At 43.0% G+C, this 22,978-nt stretch carries 14 protein-coding genes; 3 read left to right on the top strand and 11 right to left on the bottom strand.

Features of this window, described 5'->3' with window-relative positions; translation table 11 throughout:
• Window positions 1–5: 5 nt before the first annotated feature.
• The 5 genes from VIM89_RS19705 to VIM89_RS19725 form a co-directional block, all read right to left on the bottom strand.
• Entirely contained in the window at window positions 6–986 is a 981-nt protein-coding gene (locus VIM89_RS19705; RefSeq protein WP_488157899.1) for a FecR family protein, read from the bottom strand.
• A gap of 92 nt (window positions 987–1,078) precedes the next feature.
• Complete coding sequence (locus tag VIM89_RS19710) at window positions 1,079–1,672, bottom strand: RNA polymerase sigma factor (RefSeq protein WP_488157900.1); 594 nt, start codon at window positions 1,670–1,672, stop codon at window positions 1,079–1,081.
• A gap of 92 nt (window positions 1,673–1,764) precedes the next feature.
• Window positions 1,765–2,568, bottom strand: coding sequence for a hypothetical protein (locus VIM89_RS19715; RefSeq protein ID WP_488157901.1), 804 nt, complete (start codon window positions 2,566–2,568; stop codon window positions 1,765–1,767).
• A 288-nt stretch (window positions 2,569–2,856) separates the two neighbouring features.
• Entirely contained in the window at window positions 2,857–4,389 is a 1,533-nt protein-coding gene (locus VIM89_RS19720; protein WP_488157902.1) for a GH35 family beta-galactosidase, read from the bottom strand.
• 244 nt (window positions 4,390–4,633) lie between these two features.
• Window positions 4,634–7,006, bottom strand: coding sequence for a glycoside hydrolase family 31 protein (locus VIM89_RS19725; protein WP_488157903.1), 2,373 nt, complete (start codon window positions 7,004–7,006; stop codon window positions 4,634–4,636).
• A 281-nt stretch (window positions 7,007–7,287) separates the two neighbouring features.
• On the opposite strand from VIM89_RS19725, the gene VIM89_RS19730 reads away from it, so the two are divergent.
• Window positions 7,288–8,715: a DUF1593 domain-containing protein gene (locus VIM89_RS19730; RefSeq protein ID WP_488157904.1), complete on the top strand. Its 1,428-nt coding sequence runs from the start codon at window positions 7,288–7,290 to the stop codon at window positions 8,713–8,715.
• Between the two features lie 205 nt (window positions 8,716–8,920).
• The gene (locus tag VIM89_RS19735; RefSeq protein WP_488157905.1) at window positions 8,921–9,796 is read left to right on the top strand and encodes an alpha/beta fold hydrolase; all 876 of its coding nucleotides are present in this window, start codon (window positions 8,921–8,923) and stop codon (window positions 9,794–9,796) included.
• A gap of 64 nt (window positions 9,797–9,860) precedes the next feature.
• On the opposite strand, the gene VIM89_RS19740 is transcribed toward VIM89_RS19735, so the two are convergent.
• From VIM89_RS19740 to VIM89_RS19765, 6 genes are all read right to left on the bottom strand, one after another.
• Window positions 9,861–11,186, bottom strand: a complete 1,326-nt coding sequence (locus VIM89_RS19740) for a MutS-related protein (RefSeq protein ID WP_488157906.1) — start codon at window positions 11,184–11,186, stop codon at window positions 9,861–9,863.
• 143 nt (window positions 11,187–11,329) lie between these two features.
• A complete protein-coding gene (locus VIM89_RS19745) occupies window positions 11,330–12,826 on the bottom strand; it encodes a RagB/SusD family nutrient uptake outer membrane protein (protein ID WP_488157907.1) in 1,497 nt (498 codons plus the stop codon).
• Between the two features lie 20 nt (window positions 12,827–12,846).
• A complete protein-coding gene (locus VIM89_RS19750; RefSeq protein WP_488157908.1) occupies window positions 12,847–16,248 on the bottom strand; it encodes a TonB-dependent receptor in 3,402 nt (1,133 codons plus the stop codon).
• A 264-nt stretch (window positions 16,249–16,512) separates the two neighbouring features.
• Window positions 16,513–17,682: a FecR family protein gene (locus VIM89_RS19755; protein WP_488157909.1), complete on the bottom strand. Its 1,170-nt coding sequence runs from the start codon at window positions 17,680–17,682 to the stop codon at window positions 16,513–16,515.
• 74 nt (window positions 17,683–17,756) lie between these two features.
• Window positions 17,757–18,314, bottom strand: coding sequence for an RNA polymerase sigma-70 factor (locus tag VIM89_RS19760; RefSeq protein ID WP_488157910.1), 558 nt, complete (start codon window positions 18,312–18,314; stop codon window positions 17,757–17,759).
• 345 nt (window positions 18,315–18,659) lie between these two features.
• Window positions 18,660–21,284, bottom strand: coding sequence for a carbohydrate binding domain-containing protein (locus VIM89_RS19765; protein WP_488157911.1), 2,625 nt, complete (start codon window positions 21,282–21,284; stop codon window positions 18,660–18,662).
• A 563-nt stretch (window positions 21,285–21,847) separates the two neighbouring features.
• On the opposite strand from VIM89_RS19765, the gene VIM89_RS19770 reads away from it, so the two are divergent.
• Window positions 21,848–22,969, top strand: a complete 1,122-nt coding sequence (locus VIM89_RS19770) for an efflux RND transporter periplasmic adaptor subunit (RefSeq protein ID WP_488157912.1) — start codon at window positions 21,848–21,850, stop codon at window positions 22,967–22,969.
• Window positions 22,970–22,978 lie beyond the last annotated feature (9 nt).

Consider the following 22,978-nt stretch of genomic DNA (forward strand, 5'->3'; position numbering starts at 1 on the left):
TTACTTCATTGCTTTTTACAGTTATTGAGGTTGACTACTATGTTTTTATTATTGATCCGGTAATTCATGCCGGAAAGCCTTTCCAGCACATAGAGTACTTTATCAACCGGTTCGTTATTGAAGCTGACCGTGTAATGTCTCAAATGCGGGTTGTCATTTTTCAGGACTAATTTTACATTATACCATCGTTCTAATGTCCGGGCTATGTCACTAAATGAAGCATTGTCAAAACGCAACTTGTTCTGTTTCCATGAGCTTATGTCACTGGCCTGTACATAATTCAGCATGTGTTCCTGACTTTGATTGTTGTAGGTAAGCTGTTGATTATGCACCAGTGAGCGGGCAATCGTTTTGAGTTTGTTGCCGGCATCAGTTTTTTCAATACATACTTCGCCGCTTTCAACAGCTACTTTTATTTGGCTTTCATCGGGATATGCTTTAACATTAAATGAGGTGCCTATATCGGCTATAACCAATTTTCCGGATTCGATACTGAACGGCTTCGAGGCATTATGCGTTACGACAAAGAATGCTTCACCCGAAAGTAAGATTCGCCGGTTTTTAACTCCAAAATCTGAAGGGACACTAACACGGGAATCCGAATTGAGATACACGGAGCTTCCATCGGGTAACGTGAATTGCTTTTTCATCCCTGCAGGAGCAGAAATGAGTGTGTAAGTAACCGGTTTGATTGCGCTATCCTGGCTTCTGAAAGTTTTAAATAAAAAAATACCCAAGCCGATCAATAACACCGCTGCTACCTGGAGCCATGGTGAAGCTAACCAATATTTCTTTTCATAAACCGGGAACGAGCTGTGGATATGCTGATCTATTTGATCAAAGAATTCCGCTTTTTTATTCTCATTTAGAATCTCATGTTGCTGGTTGTCAAAGCGGGCAAACCATTCTTCTACCAGCTTCTTTTCTTCGGCAGTTGCCTTACCTGCCTGGTAGCGTTCAAATAACTCCTTTATTCTGATATCCACTAAATGTGCTTTTAATATAGCACGCGCCAGAAGCCCGGTTGTCCTTTAAGAAAACATTAAGAATATGTTACTAATAATTACGATAAGAGGGATCAGGCGCAGAAAACCGGGATCAATAAAAGTATCAGCAATTCGGGATGGCTATTTTGTAATTTTAATTTAAGGCGTTTCAAAGCCTCTGAAACGTTATTCCGGACTGTCTTTTCAGAAATATTCAGAATGCCGGCAATTTCACCATTCCGTTTGCCTTCATTTTTACTTAAATTATAGCAATGCCGCATCGTTTCAGGCAATTGCCCCACAACATGATCTATCGTACTATTAAGTTCTTTTGCCAGGCGGCGATCTTCGGCTGAAAGTTCGATTTCAGAAAGTTGTTGCAGCAGATAGGCTTCTCCCCTGATGCGTATATTCTTTCTCCGGTAGGTAGATATAACCTGGTTCCTGCTTAAAACATATAACCAGGGTTTAAAATCTTTTAAACTATGAAGCCCGGCGCGGGATGCCCATAAATTTGTAAAAATATCCTGAACCACATCTTTTGCTTCGTCCTCATCTTCAACCCGGGCGGCGACGACAGCATATACAAACTCTTTATACCGATGGTAAATTTCCCGGAACGCCCCTGCATCATCATTACCGCATTTGATCAACAGCAATTCTTCTGATAAATTTTGATATACCATATTGCCTGAATTTAAAGCCACAAATCTATCTCCCCATTATCAATAGTCAATTAAGGGCATATTATCAAAAAGATATTCGCCTGTATTTATTACTACCAGCCAATATCCATATAATTAACATTGTTTTTACGGGATGATGTTACAGCGACACCCTTACTATTACTGCCGGTAAAAGCAAATCCTTCCAGCTCATCAGCCCGTTCATCAACATTTACTTCTTTTATAACCTGTTGCCGGCCTGTTTGGATAGATTTTTCAAGATCGACATAAGTGAAGCGCCATTTGCGGCCTTCGATCTGATTTTGGATCAGTACCAGGATCCCCTTATCCGCCAGGTAATATAAGTTTTGCACCCAGGGTGTACAGGTGAACTTTTTGTATAATACTCCCGCTTCGCTGGTTTTTGAACATTTGCTTAAACGCTCCGGATCATAAAGACGTACTTCATTACCATGATTACCATAATCGGCCGTGGCAACATACCACTTGTTTTGATACTTCACATACTCAGGCCGGGTACCTTGTATGCAGGCATCATCTTCAATCGTATTAAGCAGGTTCCCGTCCAATGTGCCTGTTTTCCATAAACCATTCCAGTTTATGCTATAGATCACAGCTTTCCAGGACGTGCCTTCTTTATTAAGGCGGATGGAGTTACCCATAAAAACAGGTAAATTGCCATGGTAAGCTATCCCGGTTGGATGGTTAATTACATCATTTCCATCAACAGTCAGCCTGCATTCTTTTCCATCATAAATTAAACTGTCGTTATAAAAATGGAATTGCCTGATCATACCCACCTCCCGGTCTCCATACAGAAAGGCCTTGCCATTTTGATACGATATGCCCTGGCAGGCACCCAATGAGTCAACTGTTGTTTGCTTTTTTATGGACATATGTACATCCGATAAAAAGAGAGATGGGGCTAAAATAAGCCCAAGTATCAAAAAGGTCTTCATAAGTTTCGGTGTCAAAAGTACACCGAGGAATATTAAGGAAGGATTAACCAATTGTTATTTTGATACTAACCGAGCATGATTATGCCCGGATCCATAATTGTATATTAAACAATTAATTGGCGAAAAATAAGTTACAACCCTATGCAGCTCGCATATTTTACCCACCCGGTCATTGTTACGCTCGACCACCCTCCCTTTTGCAAGCAAAATGGAGGGGATATTTTTTTAACGTGTAATCAATGCAGTTTGCACAACAGTCGGTTTCACACCAAAAGCTGGGCCGCCCCAATCGGTTTCATCGCCGTTAAGTATGCGCAATGGTTTGAATGTTCCGTTATGGTAACTTCCCTCTTCAGCTTTAAGATATTGCCATGCCTTGCCGGTATTTTTACCCGTTGGATGAAAGGTGATATGGCAAAGTGAACCGATCAATACAAATTTATTTTCGCCTAACTGAACGATCATCATTTTTCCGTGAGGCTCTTTATTCTGGAACTTTTCTCCTCCCCGACGGGTACCGAAAGTTACTATTGCCTGCCATGCGCCCAGGTCGACTGTTTGATCCGCGTGATCTTCATGCTCAACAACAGCTTTTACTTTTCCTTCAAATGACCATTTTGCCAGTTCCGGCATCATGGACGATAATGCCTCATAGTCCTGCGCGAAAGGCGCAAGTTCGGTTTTAACTTCTGTTTCCGTTAAGTCTCTCCCGTTATCATCTATTCCGAATGGCGAAAAACCAATGCCGCCATGAGCAAGAACATCATACAGGTATCTTGCCTTCTCTGGACTTAAACCTGCTTCTGGAACAAAAAGTGCATTATTCGGCCGGTCATATAATTCGATCACTTTTAGTATTCTTTCGCTACCTGATAAATAGATGTCAGGCGCAACCAGATCGATTGCCGGAGCTGCAGCTTTCCATATCGGGATCACATTATCTGTAGGGCCACCGCTTTCGTAATTGGTCGCAGGCGGGTTAGTCAGCGGGTCACGAAGGGCCGCGTTGGTATACATCGGCAATGGGTATTCCTTTTTACCGGCAGCGGCCACCTGTCCAACAAAACGCGCGATTGACCAGGCCTGGAAATATTCATCGGCGCGGTCGCCAAATACTTTTGCCCATGTGCCTTGTGAGCCTTCAGGTACATTTAATGCTTTTAGTACTTCGGGTTTTAAAAGTTCAGCGGGCACAGGTTCCTCAAATAATTTTTGAGCGATGGTGGAATAATCACGCACGCTTCCCCATGAGCCTGATTCATTTTCTACCTGCATCATGATCACCGTATGCTGCGGGTCTGCTTTTTTTAAGTAGCGCATTACTGCTGAAAATGCATTGATGTCAGCTTCCAAAGTCGCTTTGATGTGTGGCGAAGGCGAATCAATAGGCTGACCATTTTTCCCGGTGATATTTGGATATTTGGCCGGCTCCTCCTTCATCCATCCGGGCATATAATGACTGCTGCCGTTTTTCCAGGTGCCAAACCAAAGCAGTACCAAACGCACTTTATGTTGACGCGCTTGTGTAAGCAAAGTATCGACAATAGAAAAATTAAACTTTCCGCGCTGTGGCTCAATCTGCTCCCAATAAATCGGAATTTCCAGCGTATTCGCGTGCATCAATTTCACAGCCTGCCATACTTTTGGCATCATGCCTGGCCAACCGCTTGAATTGTGAGCTTGACCACCCAGCATCAGAAAAGGTTTGCCATCTACCAATAGTGCATGGCGACCATCTTTTTCGATGATTTTTGGCATTGTAGTTTGGGCGAATATACTGCCGCACCAAACAAACGCGAGGCAAAAAAATATAGCTTTTGTCATTTTTTAAAATAAATTTATCATTCGGACGAACCAGCGGAGAATTTGCGCAGTAGAGTGAGGAGAAATCTTCTGCGCTATGCAAAGTCCGCTATACAAGGCGTATAAGTTCTCACCCGCCCCATCGCTTAACCCATTCTATGGATTCGAAATGACATGTTTTTAGTTTTTATATATCTTCTTACAGTTTCACTACTATAGCTTTGCCGGAATACTGTACCACCGTATCAAATTTTTGTGCAATGGTAACGCCTGTACCCTTGTCTTTCCTAACAAGTACCACATTAAATGTATGATGTTTTAGCATTCCGGGAAAATTTCCTTTGGTGTTGGATATCACCAACTCGTGGGCTTTATCCTTCCAGGTGATAGTGAAAGTGGCGTAGGCACTTTTTTCGTAATTGTAATTGTCGTTCTCATCTTCATACATTTTGAAAGAGCCATCGGCGCCGGGATAAATGCGTAATTCGATCTTATCGGCAGGCTTTTGGGTAGCGTATTCCATTTCTGGGCCCATGGGGATAATTGAACCCGCTTTAACATAAAGCGGCATAGTGGCTATTGGCGCAGGTGCGTCAATTGTTTTCCCGCCATTGAGTTCTTCTCCTGTCCAGAAGTCGTACCATTTTGTCTTGGGTAGATAAACTTTTCTTTCCTTTTCGCCTTCTGCGGTTACCGGGTTTACCAAAAATGCCGGACCAAACATGTACTGATCAGGAATACTATAAGTGTTAGGGTCTTTTCTAAAATCAAAAGACAGCGAACGCATGATAGTATAATTATCAATAGTTACACGTCCAGCCAGAGAATAGATATAAGGCAGCAATCTGTACCGCAGATTGTCATATTTCAGCAGTATAGCTTTGGTATCCGCATCCCAATTGTCGGAGAACAAGGCGCGTTCGCCCTTGCCATGAATACGGAATATTGGGCAGAATGCGCCAAACTGGAACCAGCGTGTAAACAATTCCCTGAATTCAGGCTTTGACCAATCCGGGGCTTTCCAATGGTATTGGTAGCCGCCTATATCCGACGTCCAATACGGTATACCTGATGCACAGGCATTAATACCTTGCGGCACCTGCTCTTTGAAAGCCTTAAACGAGCAAAAGATATCCGACGACCATAAAGTGGATGCATTACGCTGAACTCCCGCAAATGATTGCCTTGCAAGGAAGTATGCCCGCTTATTAGGGATATCTCTGCGCCAGCCCTGGTAAATTCCCTTGGTGTGTTCCAGCGAGTAGGTGTTGAAGTAATCTATCCCTCTGCCGGTATAAAATGTTGCCTGACGACGGGCATCGAGTAGAGTGCCATTATCCGGTTCGCATTGATCAATCCACCAGGCATCCCAGCCATAGCGTTTTACCAGGCTGTCGCGAGCCTGCTGCCAGTAAAGCTCGCGGGCTTTGGGGTTGTGCGCATCATAATAAGTATCAAAAGTATGGGTAACGATATTATCCCAGGTGATGCTGGTCAATCCGCCCATTTTCTCAAGCGCATCGTAGTTTTTGGTGCCTTTTCCAAATACCGGCCAGATGGAAATCATGCCATGAATGTGCGCCTTATGCAATTCGTCCATCATCGCTTTCGGATCAGGATAGCGCTCAGGTTTCATTACGTGTGAACCGATAGGTAGCGGGTCCCAGTAATACCAATCCTGTACGATCACATCTACCGGGATATGATTATCGCGATATTTATCTTTAACAGATAAGATTTCCTTCTGACTCATATACCTGTCCTGCGACTGGAACAACCCGAACGCCCATTTCGCATACATAGGTGCTTTGCCGGTAGCTATGCGGTACAGGTTAATGATCTGGTCAAAATCGGGGCCGTAGAAGAAATAGTAATCTACCTGCTTACCGCTCTCCGATACGTATTTGAATTTGGTGTTATTATCAACCGTGCCATAAAAATTCGAGGCTGAATAGTTGTCCCACATCAAGCCGTAACCGTTTGTAGATAGAAGCACAGGAATAGCGCCGGTCATGTACCGGATGGCCAGATCCTGGTTTCGCCCTTTATAATTAATGGATAAACTATCTTCAGGATGACAACCCAGGCCGTAAAGTGCTTCGTTTGAGGGCGAGTTAAACTGTGTGCTGACATTATAGGTTTCTATACCTGCTACAGTAGCAGCCTTCATTGTTTTATTTTCCGAATCTTCTGAGGTGATTGTTTCACCTTTCAGGTTTTTATAAGTAATAGCGTTGGTAGCTTTGCTAATGAGGATCTTCAATCGCTGAGTAGTGATGGTATAGTTGGTTTTATCCTGATCGAATTTAAAAGTCGTTGGTTGCCATTTATGATCGATAATCAGGGAATTGAATTTCGGGAACTCATCAAAAATGGTGTATTTCACTTCGATCACATCATCTTTGCAGATCACAATTTTCATCAGGCCTTTATCGAGTTTAAAGACGACTTCGTTTGATTTAACCTGGTACGATTTAACGGTTGCGAACGCAGCAATTGCATTAAAACACACAAAAGCGGCCGATAAAGAAAGTAGTTTAAAAAAATTCAGGGCAGTAATTTTCAATCTCATTTTTCGATCCTGATATTACGGATTTTTATTCTAATATTTTATAATAAACTGTTACTAACAGGAATGCAATAATTCTTTGCCATCCTATAATTGGTTTGCTCCAAAACTACCGGATTATTAATGCAACGCTGTGATACAAAAAGTTCATTCTAGGTATAAAAATGTTAACCGACGGTTACACGCAGGTAGTTTCTTAGGTTTTGATCAACGATTTTCCCCTTTATTTTCAATATATTTTGTTTTATTTAAACTTAATAACACACATTCACCAAATTTAAGTTATGAAAAGGGTTAAACTTTTACTGCCATTTGTAACAGCACTTTTGTTAAGCATGCCATCAGTATTATCTGCTCAGGCACCGGAAAAATTAAGAGTCGTAGTCCTAACAGATATTGAAGCCGACCCAGACGATACGGAATCGATGGTGCGTTTCCTGACTTATTGTAACCAGTGGGATGTGGAAGGTTTGATCGCCACAACATCCATCCACCAAAAAACACGCGTCGCGCCTGAGAGTATATTGAAGGTATTAGATGCCTACGAAAAAGTTCAGCCCAATCTGCTCAAACACGAACCTGGATACCCTACCGCATTGGTATTAAAAGCCAAAGTGAAAAAGGGCCTTGCAGTGTATGGTATGGAGGGTGTGGGTCAGGGACATGATTCACAAGGCTCGGAATGGATTGTGAACGTGTTAAGGAAGAATGATGATCGTCCGGTATGGTTTGCTGTTTGGGGCGGCCCTAACACTTTAGCGCAAGCGTTATGGAAAATAAAAAATAACCTGCCTGCTCAGGAGGCTGAAAAGATTTACAAGAAAGTTCGGGTACATACTATTTCGGATCAGGACGACAGCGGGCCATGGATCAGGAAAACTTTCCCTTCTATATTCTTTGTAGTGACGCCCGGCTATAATTACGGAAAAGCCACCTGGCTGGGTATGTCGTTCGGTATGCCGGGATCGAACACAGAGGTTGTATCAAACGAATGGCTGGCAAAAAACATACAACAAGGGCACGGACCGATGGGCGCTGCTTATCCCGACGTGGCTTATGGTATGGAAGGTGATTCACCCAGTTTTTTGAATCTGATCAGCAATGGTTTAAATAATCCTGAACATCCTAACTACGGTGGTTGGGGCGGAAGATATGAATTGTACCTGCCGCAATTTGAGGATTCCAATACCGGCAGGTTCCACCGTGATAACTGGCCGAAGGATGAACCGGAAACAAGGCCAATCTGGACCAATGCCTCTGATTCTTTAATTTCTCCCGTTGATAAAAAAGGGTACAACAGCAACCAGGCAACTATATGGCGCTGGCGAGTGGAGTATCAGAATGACTTTGCTGCACGTATGCAGTGGACTACTAAAAGCTATAAAGAATGTAATCACCCGCCTGTGCCAAGAGTTGCAAGCGGTGAAAAAATGACGGTAAAATCAGGCGAACAATTCCATCTAAGCGCAGTTGGTACAACTGATCCAGACGGTGATTCATTGAGTTATCTATGGTTTCAATATCCCGAAGCAGGCACCTACAAAAGTCATGTGAGTTTTGCGCCTTATTCGCCCAATTTGTATGATGTGCCGGTTACTGCTCCCGTTGTTGATAGCGCAGTAAATTTACATTTTATTTTAAAAGTTACCGACAAAGGCACTCCAGCTTTAACCCGTTACAAAAGAGTAATTGTGACCGTATTGCCAAAATAGAAGGCAATTTTAATTTTATTGTAAAAAGCTAAAGGGCATACATGCACCGACGAAGGAACACTTGATAATTTTTCTATTATAGTATATAACGGCAATATTTTGTCGCGATCCACCCGTAAGTTCGTCGTTTTTATACAGCTTGAAATCCTGAAATGCTTTCGATATTTGTATTGTCAACAAAGTCAAACAACTTAAATAGCTTGTCATGAAAAGAGTATTCAAAGTATCTGATATCCTCCAACCGGCATTAATAATTGTCATGCTTTTTCTTACAATATTTCAGTCTAACGCACAACAACTTAAACCCTCCGCCAGCGGCTACGCACCTGTTAATGGCATCAAAGTTTATTACGAGGTTTATGGCGAGGGCAGGCCTGTAGTTTTGATACATGGCGCTTTTATGACCATCGAGGGGAACTGGAGCCAAATAATTCCTGAGCTTGCAAAGACAAGAAAAGTAATTGCCATTGAAATGCAGGGACATGGGCACACCCCATATTCAGACAGAAAATTATCGCATGCTGCTATGGCAAGTGATGTGGAAGGCGTAATGGACTACCTGAAGATTGACAGTGCAGATGTAGTAGGATATAGTATGGGTGGTTCTGTAGCTTATAAGTTTGCTATACAAAGTCCTAAACGGTTAAGAAAATTAGTGATCATTTCTTCTACTTATAAAAGTAGTGGCTGGCTGCCCGAAGTAGCCAATGCATTTAAATCATTTAAGCCTGAATTTTTTGCAAACACCCCAATGAAAACCGCCTATGATGCAGTGGCGCCCGATAAAACAAATTGGACAAAGTTTATTGAGCAGATGATCGCTTTCGCCCAGGAGCCATTCGACTTTGGTGACGCCAACATTTCTAAAATTTCTGCACCTGTATTAATCATAGCCGGCGACAATGACGGACTGGATAAAGTTGAGCTGGCAAAAACCTATAAATTATTGGGCGGCGGTGTTGTTGCGGATATGGCGCCGATGCCAAAATCGCAATTGGCCATTGTTCCTTCACAAAGCCATGTCAGCCTGATGATGCAGACGAACACCATATTAGGTTATCTGAACAGTTTTTTAAAGTAAATAACTTGAAAGACAATAGGAGATTGAAGAAAAGGCCGTTGAAAGTCGGCCTTTTATCGTTTGGTCACTTGGCCCCCTTAATAATTTCCAGTATTCTTTCATTGTTGACGGTCCACATACCTAAGCGTTCTTCGGTAATTCCTTCTTTCAACTGGTAGCTATTGACAGGACTGTCGCCTGTAAAAGTAGTTTCCATATACCTGAAATTAATACTGTCATTCTTTGCCAATTGATGTGCTACTTCTACAATGTGGGTCGATACTACAAAAAAGCAACTTTTGACGCCTGCAAATGCTGCGATAATAGCCGAAGAAGCATCAAATGCATCTTTTACATTAGTTCCGCGGAAAAGCTCGTCAAAAATGACAAAGACATGTTTTGATTGGTTAACCATTTGTGCCACCTGTTTTACCCGCAATACTTCACCATAAAAATGGCTATGTCCCTGATCTATGTTATCCGATAAATTGATCGTGGTGATCAGTCCGTTAAACAGGCTGGTCTTCATGTAAGCTGCCGGAACAGGAAAGCCCAATTGTGAAAGATAAACAGCTATTCCCATAGCTTTAAGCAAGGTAGATTTCCCAGCCATGTTGGTTCCAGTAACGAAGCAAATATTCTTTTGAACGCTGAAATCAATACTATTACTGACAGGTTGCTCAATGAATGGATGGAACAATCCTTTAAAAACCAAAGCAGGTTCATCATTTTCATCTATTACCGGTGTGGTAAAACCCCTGGCTTTGCTATTTGCAGCTACCGTTAGGTAGGCGTCTAATTGGTAAATGGTATCCAACAGATGTTTTACCTCAGTACGAGCTGTATTTCTGAATAGATGGTTTGTTTTAGCAATCTCTGCTGCCGTAAGTCTTTCCCTATCTCTTTTGCTTATAATCCATTCAAGATCAAATTTTTGATAAAAATTAGTAATTCCTGATTTGAATGCCAGCAACACTTCCGGTGCATCTTCGGGTAAATGATCTGCAAACTGCCGCAGTTCGTCCAGTAATTTTAAAACGCTGGTAACTCCCTGCCGAATGACATAACGGTCACTTTTATTCTTGAAGGTGTAACCGATCCTGCTCAGAAGATCCATCAAAAGCGAAGGTTTTTGATCAGGACTGTATCCCTTTAAGTAAAATTCGGCAAAGTCACAGGTATTCTTGTTTATATTAAAATTGATCTCGTTAGATTCCAGGTAAACAAAAACGGCAATCCGCCCTTTGATTTCCTCCGCATCACTTAAAGGGTTGTTAAACATAGCAGATAACATCTCATGCCCTCCGATTGTCCGCGTTTTACCCAGCAATGCAAATACCGACTGTTTTTGCTGATTGTTGTGAAGAAGCGCTAAGTCCGTTAAAGTTTGTTTATCAACTTCCAGGTTCATGTAAGCGGGTGTTTATCTTTAGGTTAAAGATAGACAACGTTAAGATCGAGAGAAAAATATAGCGGCGTCTTTTATTCTTCTGTTCCTATAATCAAAAGAAGCCGTCCACTTGGACAGCTTCTTTTGATTTAACCCGTTACTCATTACCAGCCAGGGTTTTGAGTGAGCTTGTTGTTCGTATTCATTTCCCGTTGTGGGATAGGCCATAATAAATATTGTTGTTTCATGGTTACGCCTTGTTCATTTGGTGTTGTAAAGGCGTCGCCAAACTTATTGTTCACGACATCGTAGATCATGTGCGTGCGTTGTATATCGAAATAGGCCTTATCTTCATAAGCTAGTTCATGATAGCGCTCTTTCCAGATAGCTTCGCGGAATTGGGCCTGGGTTAGGCCGCTTAAGGCAGGCAGTTGTGCCCTTGCTCTTATCTTATTTACCTGGTCGTAGGCTGCCTGGGTTGGACCGCTAACTTCGTTGCTTGCCTCTGCATAGATCAGCATGGCTTCGGGTAAACGTAAGAATGTCCAGTTTTCATCACTCTGACCATTTCCAAGAGCGCTTTCTAAGTGGAAGAATTTATAAAGCGCGTGTTCGCCAAAAACAACTGTCTTTGTGGTATCGCCATATTGCGGGTAACTCGAAAAGTAAAACTGGCGTTCTTTAGCACGCAAATCTCCTGCCTCATAACTGGCAAAAAATGCATTGGTTGGGATCATTGCTCCAAGATGGTCACCATATGCGCCAACAGGCAAGTTAAAAGGGATGGTTAATTGCGGTATAGCATTTGTAGCCACACCAACAAGGTATTGACCCTGGAAGATCAGCTCTCCCTGGTTTTTATGGGCATTATCGTGCAGAAAAGCATAGTCTGTAAAAAGGGTATAATCAGTCAATACTTTTTGAGCTTCCGCAGCTGCCAGCGCATAATTTGCAGTTTTTTGCAAAGGATACCCTGCTGTGGTCAGGTACACGCTGGCTAGTAAGGTTCTTACCGCGCCGAGTGATACTCTGCCGGTTTGATCGGTTTCCGGCAACTTTGAATTTTCAGCTGCTTGCAGATCGTTTATGATCTGTTCATAAACTTTTTCAGTCGATGTACGGGAAGGATAAAGATCCGGGCTGCCCACTGAAACACTGGTTGTGATCAAAGGCACATCGCCATATAATCTTACCAGGTGGTAATAAAAGAATGCGCGTAAAAAGTAAGTCTCCCCTAATAGCTTGCTCTTCAAATCTCCATCCATACTGATGCCGGGAATGCGCTCAAGGGCCAGGTTAGCATTAGCGATGGCATTGTAACTGTTTTTCCAGACATCTTCAAATCCGGGGTTAACGGCATCGGTACGCTGATTGATCACGTTGCCGTTATTGACACTTTGCCCTAATGAGGTGGCGTGGCCTGCAAACAGTTCCATCGTAATAAACGGACTTTCACCATAAGCGTCCCCGTTTTGAAAAAGATGCAACTGCGTGTATATGCCATTAACAAAAGTCTGCGCCTGCGAGCCTGAAGTGAAATAATTGTCTTTTATAAAGTTGCTCTTGTCTTTTTCGTCAAGGTATTTATTGCAACTGCTTATCACCAATGAAAGGATTATTAAGAAATAACCCACCCAAAATTTTTTATAATTTAAATTCATGATCTTTTACTTAAGCTAGGTTAAAAACTTGCGTTAACACCAAACAGGAAGGTTCTCGGTTTTGGATAATCGTAAAACTGTATGCCCTGGGTAAAGTTGCTCGATCCGTTGTAAGTGGATGTTTCAGGATCGTAACCAGTGTATTTGGTGATCAGGAACAGGTTTTGTGCCTGTAAATACAGCCTCAAACGGCTCATGCCAATTTTCTTTGTGGTGGTTTGCGGGAAGGTGTATCCCAAAGTCACCATCTTGCCGCGGATGAATGAACCATCTTCTACTTTAGTGGAGTAAATTTCGGTCTGATACCTTACATAGGCAGGCCTGTCTTCGGCAATGTCTGTATTCTGGTGAGTTGGCGTCCAGGCGTTGAGTACGGTAGCGTAGCTGTTTGCCTGACCGGTACGGTCCTGGCCTGAGTGGCGGGTCAGGTTCATGACCTGGTTGCCATAATCGAACTGCAGTTCGACAGCAAAATCGAAGTTTTTGTATTTAAAGCTGTTGGTGAAAGTACCGTAGCCATCAGGTGTGGATTTTCCTAAGACAGTCTTATCATCAGCAGTGATCTTGCCGTCACCATTTTTATCCCATATTTTCAGGTCACCGGGTAACAGGCCATATTTTGCTGCCTCATTAGCTTCAGCAGTTCCCCATGTGCCTAACACTTTATATCCCCAAAAAGTACCGGCAGGTAAACCTACCCGCATCAGGTTAAATTGAGACAGGAAAGTTGGATCAAGGAATATATCGTCGTTAGAGGCGCCAAGATTTAATATCTTATTTTTCAGGAATGAAATATTAAATGAGGTATTCCATGAAAAATTATCGGACCTGATATTCTCCGTATTTAGTGTCAACTCGATGCCTTTATTCTGCAAGCGTCCAATATTCTCAAATACAGAACTGAATCCGCTTGTTTCAGGCAGTGGCGCATTGAGCAATAATGCCCGTGTCCGTTTCAGGAATGCGTCTGCTTCTACATTGATACGGTTATTGAATAATCCGAATGACACACCCAAATCATACTCTGCAGTTTTTTCCCAGGCCAATTGATTATTGCCGATGCTGGTCAGGCTTGTTCCGATCGACTGGCTGTTGTTAAACGGATAATTGTTGGTATTGATATTCGCCGGCGAACGGTATTCTCCAATTTCGGAGTTCCCTGTTAAGCCATAGCTTAATCTCAGTTTCAGGTCGGAGATAGTTTTGTTATCCTTCAGGAAATCTTCCTGCGATATTCTCCAGGCTACGGCCGCAGAAGGGAAGAAACCGTTTTTAACATTCGTTCCAAAACGCGATGATCCGTCTTCGCGTCCGGTTACAGTTACCAGGTATTTATCTTTGTAACTATAATTTACACGACCGAAGAACGACCGCATTTGCCATGCATCATAACCCGAGGTAGGTATCCCCGGTATTTGACCGCCGCCAAGATTAAAGTATTCGTAGTAATTGTCGGAAAGGTCCTGGGTAGAACCATAAGAGCTTAATTGTGAAAAGTTTTGCAGTTCGACCCCGGCAACAGCATTTAAGGTATGATCCTTACCAAATGTCTTGTTATAGGTCAAGTGGTTTTCCCATTGCCAGAAGGTGTTGTTATATTGGTTGATGGAAGCAGAACTGTAAGTTTGGTTAGCTGTTGAACCACCCACCAGGCCGCTTTGAAAGTGCGGGTTCGTGTTGCTTGATGTAGTAACGCCGATGGTACTGCGAAGGTCAAGGCCGGGCAATATGTTGAAATCAGCATAGCCGTTGCCGCTGAACACGCGGTAGTAGAACAATGACTTGATCTCATTTGCCTGCGCAACAGGGTTATCGCCACCTTCCATGTTTGGATAATCGGTACGTTTGCCATAGCTGCCGTCAGGATACCTGATCGGGATGATCGGGATCATCTCGATCAGCATACGAGGAATATTGTTGCCACCGGTACCATCATCTGCTGTGCGCACTTCCCTGTAATCATAATTAAGGGTTGCGCCAACTTTCAGCCATTTCTTTACCTGGTTGTCAATAGTCAGGCGGGCATTGTAGCGTTTCTGGTAGCTATTGAGGATGATACCCTCGTCATCGCCGTAGTTTAAGAATAATCCGTAATTCAGAGTTTCTGTACCGTTGGTAAACGAAAGGTTGTGGTTTTGGCTGTATGCAGTACGTGTGGTTGCTTTTTGCCAGTCCACGTCATACAAAGGGTTTAGGTTAGCGTCAAATAATTTACCGATCAGCGCGGTACGGATCACCTTAGGATCATCGTCAGTATATTTACCTGCGGCCCAGCCAGCCGGGTCATATTTTTTGATGTTTGCATAAGATTGGTCTTCAACTGCCAGGAATTGTTTGGCATTCAGCACCTTCAGCTCCTTTGCCATTGTGCTTATGCTTCCGTAAGCATCGTAATTAACAGAACCGCCAGTTTTACTGCCTCTTTTTGTGGTGATCAGAATTACACCGTTAGCACCACGTGTACCGTATATGGCTGTGGAAGATGCATCTTTAAGCACATCGATAGTTGCTATATCATTTGGGTTGATGGATGAACCGCCTTCCGTCCAAACTACACCATCCACAACATAAAGCGGATCGGTGCTGGTATTGATGGAACTGTAGCCGCGTATCCTGATCTTGGTTTCGCCGCCTGGTGCACCTGAGTTTGTCGAAACGTTGACACCGGCAATTTTACCGGCAAGCTCTTCTTCTACCGTTTGGGCAGGCCGCTCCTGCAATTGTTTACTGCTCACGCTACCTACGGCACCGGTAAGGTCAACTCTTTTTTGTGTACCGTAACCAACTACTACGACCTGATTAAGTTCTTTGGATGCTTCAGCCAATTTCACATCGATCAGCTCCCGGTTACTTACCGCTACTTCCTGGGTGTTGTAGCCAATGAAGCTGAATACTAATGTGGCGCTGCCATCCACATTGGCGAGCGAGTATTTTCCGTTGGCATCCGTCACTGTCCCTGCCGAGGTGCCTTTAACTTTGACAGATACCCCGGGAAGCGGCAGGCCTTTCTCGTCACTTACGGTTCCCTGCACTTTTATAGCAACCGAAGCTGCTTTTACAGGCTGTGGCCTTGCTTTTATGACGATGGTTTTCTCAAATATTTTATACGTCAACGGCTGATCTTTGAAACAGCGGTTAAGCGTTTCTTCAACGGTGGCATTATCGACGTCGACATCAAGTTTGATCGTTCTTGAAACAACATCATCCTCATACAGGTAACTGTAGCCGCTTTGCTTTTTGATCAGCTTTAGCACTTTATCTACAGATATTTGATTTTGATGGATCCTGATACCCTGGCTAAATGTTTTGGCGCTTACGCTAACCAGGCTTACAAGCATAAAAATGGCTGTTAGCTTCATAGCTAATAGAATTTTGAACAGACCATACCTGTGCACAGGCAAAGCCTTACCTTTTAATTTCATAAGTTTGTAGTGTTTGGGTTTTTAACTTGGTTTTTTCAATTTGTCGATTGTAGGAACGGGTAACCCAGACGTACGCCGGGCGGGCACTGCAATGCTCCCCGGCTTTTATTTTTAAGTGTCTTTTGCGTTACCTTCCCGGTTTTCAGGGGGCTCTTTGTATGGGTTTCTTCATCGGTATATGTTTATGTTTAACAATTGGTGTAATGCAACCGGAGTAATGCTGGTTTAATTGTGAAATGTTTAGGCTGTAGTTTTATGATCGGCCTAAGGGGAAACCACTACGGCTTGCCCATCTATCTTAAAATTGACGCCCATAAACTTTAACATCTCCAGCAATTTGGATAGGTTAACATTTCGTGGAACACTTGCTGTGAAGCGCCTTGGTTTTACGTCGCCTTCGTAAATAACTTTTATATCATACCACCGGGCTACCTGGCGCATAATGGCATGTAATTCTTCGCTTTCAAACTCGAAATTGCCGTTCTTCCATGCAAGCACAGTTTCGGTGTCCACATTTCTCACATTGATGGACCCTGATTCCTGATTGGAAAGTTTTGCCTGCTGACCAGGTTTTAACAGAGCTGATTGCTGCCCTGACGATATCTTTACCGCTCCTTCTACCAGGGTTGTTGTGATCGACCGTTCATCGTCATACGCATTTATATTGAAACAAGTGCCAACATCTTCCACCTCCTGCTTGCCGGTAACTACCCTAAACGGGACCTGCATATTTTTGGCGACTTCAAAATATACCTCGCCGGTAATGGTTACTTTTCGTTCTGTTGCTGAAAAGGTTGTCGGGAAAGTAATGGACGATGCTGCATTGAGCCATACCTTGGTGCCATCACTCAATACCACCTGGAACTGACCGCCTTTAGGTGTGGTAATGGTATTATAAACAACCGGGGCAGTTTTTGATGACTGATCCGCTTGATAAACCAATTGCCCATCTTTTGTCTTGTTAAGTGTGGTGATTCCCTGGCTGGCGACTACCCCGTTTTTTGCGTCGGTCAAAACTACCTTTGAGCCATCGGCTAGCGTCAGCATCGCTTTATCGCCACCTGGTGCTACATCATTTACCTTAGGCTTTTGATAACCGGCGGCAAAAGATTGGGATTGATGCTTTTTTAAATGAAAATGAATAACCGCTGCCATAAAAAGCACGGCCAAACCTGCAGCTATTGAACCCAGCCAGACTAGCGCCTTTTTCCCTGTGCCTGAAGTTTTATTGAAAATTCTGCTGTTTATCTTATCCAGGATACGCTCGCGGAGAACTTCCTCACTCTCTGCGAATTCCGACGGGATATCTACCGGGGCATCCTGATCTGCATTATACCATGCTGCAAACTCCTGCTTTTCGGCAGAAGTAATGGTTCCATCAAGCCATTTTTGGGCAAGTTCCCGATAATGTTTTTCGTCAGACTGGCTGTTCATTCAACAGGTTTTAATAGTAAGTCTCCTGAACAAACCAAATCCCTTAGTGCCGGAGAAAAAAAAAATTTAAGATTTTATAAAAGAAACTGGCTCAGCCGTGTGCGTAATATTTTCAAAGCTTTGCCAAGATGCGCTTCAACCGTTTTTTCTGAAATACCTAATTCTTCGGCAATCCTTTTTTGCGGGAAACCCGATTCACGACTCATTTTGTATACTAATTGGCATTTCTCAGGCAGTTCACCCACAAATTGAGCTAATTGAGTTTTCAGCTCCTCAAACTCCATCCATTCTTCGGTAGAGTTATCTGCCATGCTCATTACATACTCATAATAATCAGCATATTTTTGTGCATTGTTCTGCTTTTCCAAAGTCTTGATCACACGGTATTTGACTGAAACGGCCAAATAGGAACTCAGGGAAATAATGTCCGACAGGTCATCTCTTCTGCGCCAGAGCGACACAAAAATGTCCTGAACAATTTCCTCGGCTTCGTTCAGATCTTTTATCTTATTGGCGGCAATCCCGAATAATCGTTTCCAGTACCTGTTATAGATTTCGGTAAATGCGCTTCTGTTGTTTGATTTTAAAAGATCTGTTAGTTCCCCGTCCGTCAGCAGATCATAATCGCGCATAATTTCCAATAATTGAAGTGACAGAATTATTGGGGTATTTGCCGGCAAAAGGTACAATGTAGTGACCCGCAGCAGGGTCTCTATGCATACTGTTTCTCATTTAGTAGGTGGTTGATGGAGATCAAATGTAACAGATATGTTTCAATTTCAAACAAGCAAAACCTTATTTTTTTAATTAAAGGGCAAAGTGCCTCTACTAGCAGTTACTTAATTAAGTATTACGCAAGTATTTATTATTCAGTGGCTTTTGCACAGTTTACCGCATTTGTAATGCTGATTACTGGCATAGCAAAGCCAAAAAAACGTTTAAACTTGTCTTTAGATGAGGAATGGGATGCAGGAGGATTACTCTACCAGGATTTCATCGGTAAATAACCAGGCTGTGGTACCTTTAAATAAATAGCCATCCGGTATTGTGCCGATCGTTTTAGCGACGATGCGTATATAGCGTATCGATTTAGATTGGACGTTGATAGTATATTTCTGTAAATAAGGCTCACCCCTAACCGTACATTTGGTGTTGGTTACCTCGCCTTCTTTGGTAAAATTTATACCATCTGCAGATGAATAAACTTCAACCACGGAAGGTAGAAATATACCACTGTTCGCATCAGCCAGGAAACTGCCGGTAACACTTTTTACCAGTGTTGGAGTTTCCATATCAACCACCGCATCCATATCCTTACCGCTATAGCCAATCCACTTGTTATCTTTAAAAGCAGTGGTCCCCATTATGCCATCCGTCAAACTACCATGGCCTGCGGCCACATAATGTTCATCGTATGGATTTACAAACTTCACCTTTTTGCCCAGAGCTTTATTAACCGGGATAAATGTTTGTGATGATGCCAGCAGCTTGCCATCTTTAAATATCGAAGCATAAAAAACACCCGCCTTATTTATGTTGATATTGCTGTGGTAAACTGGTGAATGCTCGTCCGGCGCTTTATCAATAGCATATCTTATAACCCCATTAGCAACACTGGCACTGACGGTAACATTGGCTGAGTGATCTGGTGCGATGCTGTAGCTGATCACCGGATCAGGGCTTACGTCAACAAGATCAAACCAGGCGATACCCTTTTGTATCAGATCAAGGGTTAGGATAGCTGTTGTTGATGAACCGGGCGCCTGGTAAGTGAAGCTGTATTGCTTCCAATCTGCAGTGAGTTTAAAAGTATGCGATTGCTGCATACCATCTACCGAAAGGTTGAACGATGGCAAATTTTCCTGTGACCTGGCTTTTGCCCAGATGGACACTGTATAACTATTTCCCTTATTCATCACCATAGGTAAAAAGCGGATCTTTTTGCCGCCGCTGTCTACCGGGGTTATCAATCTTAAGCTAAACATACCCTCTTTGCTTTGAGTGCCATCGGCAAAGAAAGTGGCTCCTTTATCGGCTCTGTCATTACTTCGTGTGTTAACATTGCTGCCAATCGGCAATCCGGGACTAACAATCTTTTCAAAACCGGGATTGAGCATCAGGTTATGATCAGTTGCTGATCGCGGTGTGTTTTTGCTGTTACGAATCAGGTATACCCGTGTGCCATAGGCATCAATTATATCGTCAATACTACCATTGCTGAATGGCACTTCCCTGTTCTCAAACCAAAGTTCAGCCGTCGTTTTCAGGGTTGTATCCTTTTCGGTGGTATTTATCTGAAATGCTTTTGGCTTATTCTCCTTATTGGCAACAATTACCAGCAGGTTTCCTTTGTATTTAAAAGATCGGATGAGCAATTTATTATCTGAAGACTTAAACCCGGGCGCATCATCAGCAGATGATAAGAACGACGTCATTTGTGCGGCTTCAACGGCAATATCGCTGCATGCTGACCATGCCGAAACCGATTGCGGATTTAAATTGCCGGGAGCATGCACATAATATTGGATCCCTTTTGCACCGCTTACCAGGCCCATGTAGGTCATCAGCCGTATTTCCTGCGCTGTTGGCTCGCGTGTCCACATTTCCTGTGCGCCGAAAGCCTGTGGTACCAGCCAAACAGATTTTTGATAACGATAAGCGTTTACGTATTTATTCAAATCGTCCATCACTTTGTCAGGCGGACCAGGAATAGGATAGGGATCGGTCATCGCAATATCCATTGTATTCCTGAAATCATTCGCCTTCTGGGGCATCATAAAAACAATCGATATCGGGTGGTAAGGATCAAGCCGGTGAATAAGCTGATAGGCTTGCTCCAGTATTGCCGGCGGGCGACCCTGGCCGTCGGGTTCATCATTAATATACCATGATAGTAAAGCAGGATGATCGCGGAATGCAATGACTTCCTTTTTCAAAATATCCAACTTTTCTGCGTCGGTCAGGTCCAATCCTTTGCTTCCGTTGTGCCCGCTACCGATCAGTGAATTCACACCGTACTGAACTCTTATGCCTACCTGGGCGCAGCGGTCCATATAGGCTTTGCGGGTTTGGTAATTTTTAGGCAGATTATCCTGGTATGGTCCTATCATATTAAATCCATGAGCAACCTCAGTTTCCGGCAAATTCCCGACCGGTCCGCAATAGAACCCGAAGGGGAAGAATGGCCTGTTATCAACAATCAGGCTACCTGTTAACAGGTCTATCTGTACAGCGTTTTCCTTAGCAGGCCTTCTTATAATATCCACCTTTCCGGATGCAACTGTTTTCTGGCCGTTCATCACATGATAAGAGATTGGATTGAGCGTATCCGTGAGTGCATCGGTCGCTAAATCGTAGATTATCTTATGGTTATATCTTGTGACAGAGGCCTTTAAAATCTTTTTATTCTTGAATAACTCTAAAGAATAAGAATGAATATCGGCACTATCCGGAGCGACATAGACAATGCTTGCCTGCTGGCCCTGCATATAGTAATTATATCTGCTGAATACCCTTGTGCTATCAGGACTATTTGAGGCGTTGGCGCTGAAACTTAAGACTGATAGTATGAAAAAAAGTAAACTTATGGTGATGTGTTTCATGCAGACAGATTGACACATCTAAGGTAATTTAATAAAACAGTTATGTGAAAGATGAGCTCGTTTGTAATTGCAACTTTACAAAAACCCGAATAGATAGATTGCGTATGCATTACTTCCAGGTGACCAGGCTCCAGTTCCAGCCGGCATATTCCAAACGTCTGAAAATACAAATCAAAACGAAAGAAATGTGCTAAAATTGATTTTTTGTAGTCGAAATGAGTGCATTTAATCAGTTTGCATTAATTTCGCGCCGTCAATAATTATAAACAAAAGGTTTTCTTTACAGAGAAAACATCTTTATAACGTAACAAGTAGATCAATAATTGGTCAAATGAATGCCGGGTGCATTTATTTGCTGTCGGCGGCCCCAACGACAATATACCTAAGCGACCAATATAAAAGGCGCTTGATTTTTTGAATACTCAAACTGAACGAATTTTAAATTATCAGCACGATAAACAACCTGTACGCGCTATATGATTAAGAATATAACCACATCATTAAAACCAAATCAAACATTGTTCAGAAAAAAACCGGCACTCGCGATAATAATAGGTTGTGCAATGATGGCAAACCTTGGCTGCGGAAATTCACAAGGCGGACAAAGCCAGCAAGGCGGAGCACCGGTTGCACAGGCTTATCCGGTATTAAAGGTAACAACCCACAACACCACGCTGCAATCGCAATACCCGGCTACCTTGCAGGGTGTGCAAAACATCGAGATCCGTCCGAAGATAGATGGTTATGTTGAGCATATTTATATAGACGAAGGTGCAACTGTAAAAAAAGGTCAGCTGCTGTTCAAGATCAACGCTCCGCAATATGAGCAGGATGTTAAAAACGCCCTTGCTGCTATTAATAGCGCTGAAGCCGATGTTAACACAGCTAAATTACAGGTTGAAAAAACGCAGCCGCTGGTCGCTAAAGGCATCATCAGCGAATATGAACTGAAGTCGGCTGAAGACGCTTTAAAAGTAAAAGAGGCAGCATTACTACAGGCCAAAACAACCCTTGCCAACGCAAGGACCAATTTGTCTTATACAACAATCACCAGCCCTGTTGACGGGGTTGCAGGAATGATACCCTATAAGCTAGGAAGTCTTGTGAGCAGTACTACTACTTCGCCACTTACCATGATCTCCAATATCTCAAACGTATATGCTTACTTTTCAATGAATGAGAAACAGTTATTGGATTTTTCAAGACAATACAAAGGCAATACTTTGGAGGCGAAGCTAAAACAACTTCCCGAGGTTTCCCTTATCCTTTCTGACGGTACGGATTACCCTGAAAAAGGGAAAATTGAAAGTATCGGAGGGCAGATCAATTCAGAAACAGGTGCGGCAAGTTTCCGGGCGACATTTCCTAACCCGGTAAGATTGATCCGCAGCGGGGGCAGCGCTACGGTTGTTATTCCGGTTCCGGTAAAAGATGCTTTGCTGGTGCCGCAACGATCGACTTACGAATTGCAGGGCAAACGTTTTGTTTACCTGGTCAATGGCGACAAGGTAAAAAGTGCCGAGATCATGACCATGCCTGATCCTGCTGGTCAATATTTTGTAGTGACAGATGGTATAAAGGCGGGCGACCAGATCGTTTACGAAGCTGCTGCACCTATTGCCGACGGCACGGCCATTAAGCCCCAATTGCAGCTGGAAGATCAAGTGTATAAAGACATTAAATAAACCGACAGC

Source organism: Mucilaginibacter sp., from assembly GCF_036568825.1.
GTDB lineage: Bacteria > Bacteroidota > Bacteroidia > Sphingobacteriales > Sphingobacteriaceae > Mucilaginibacter.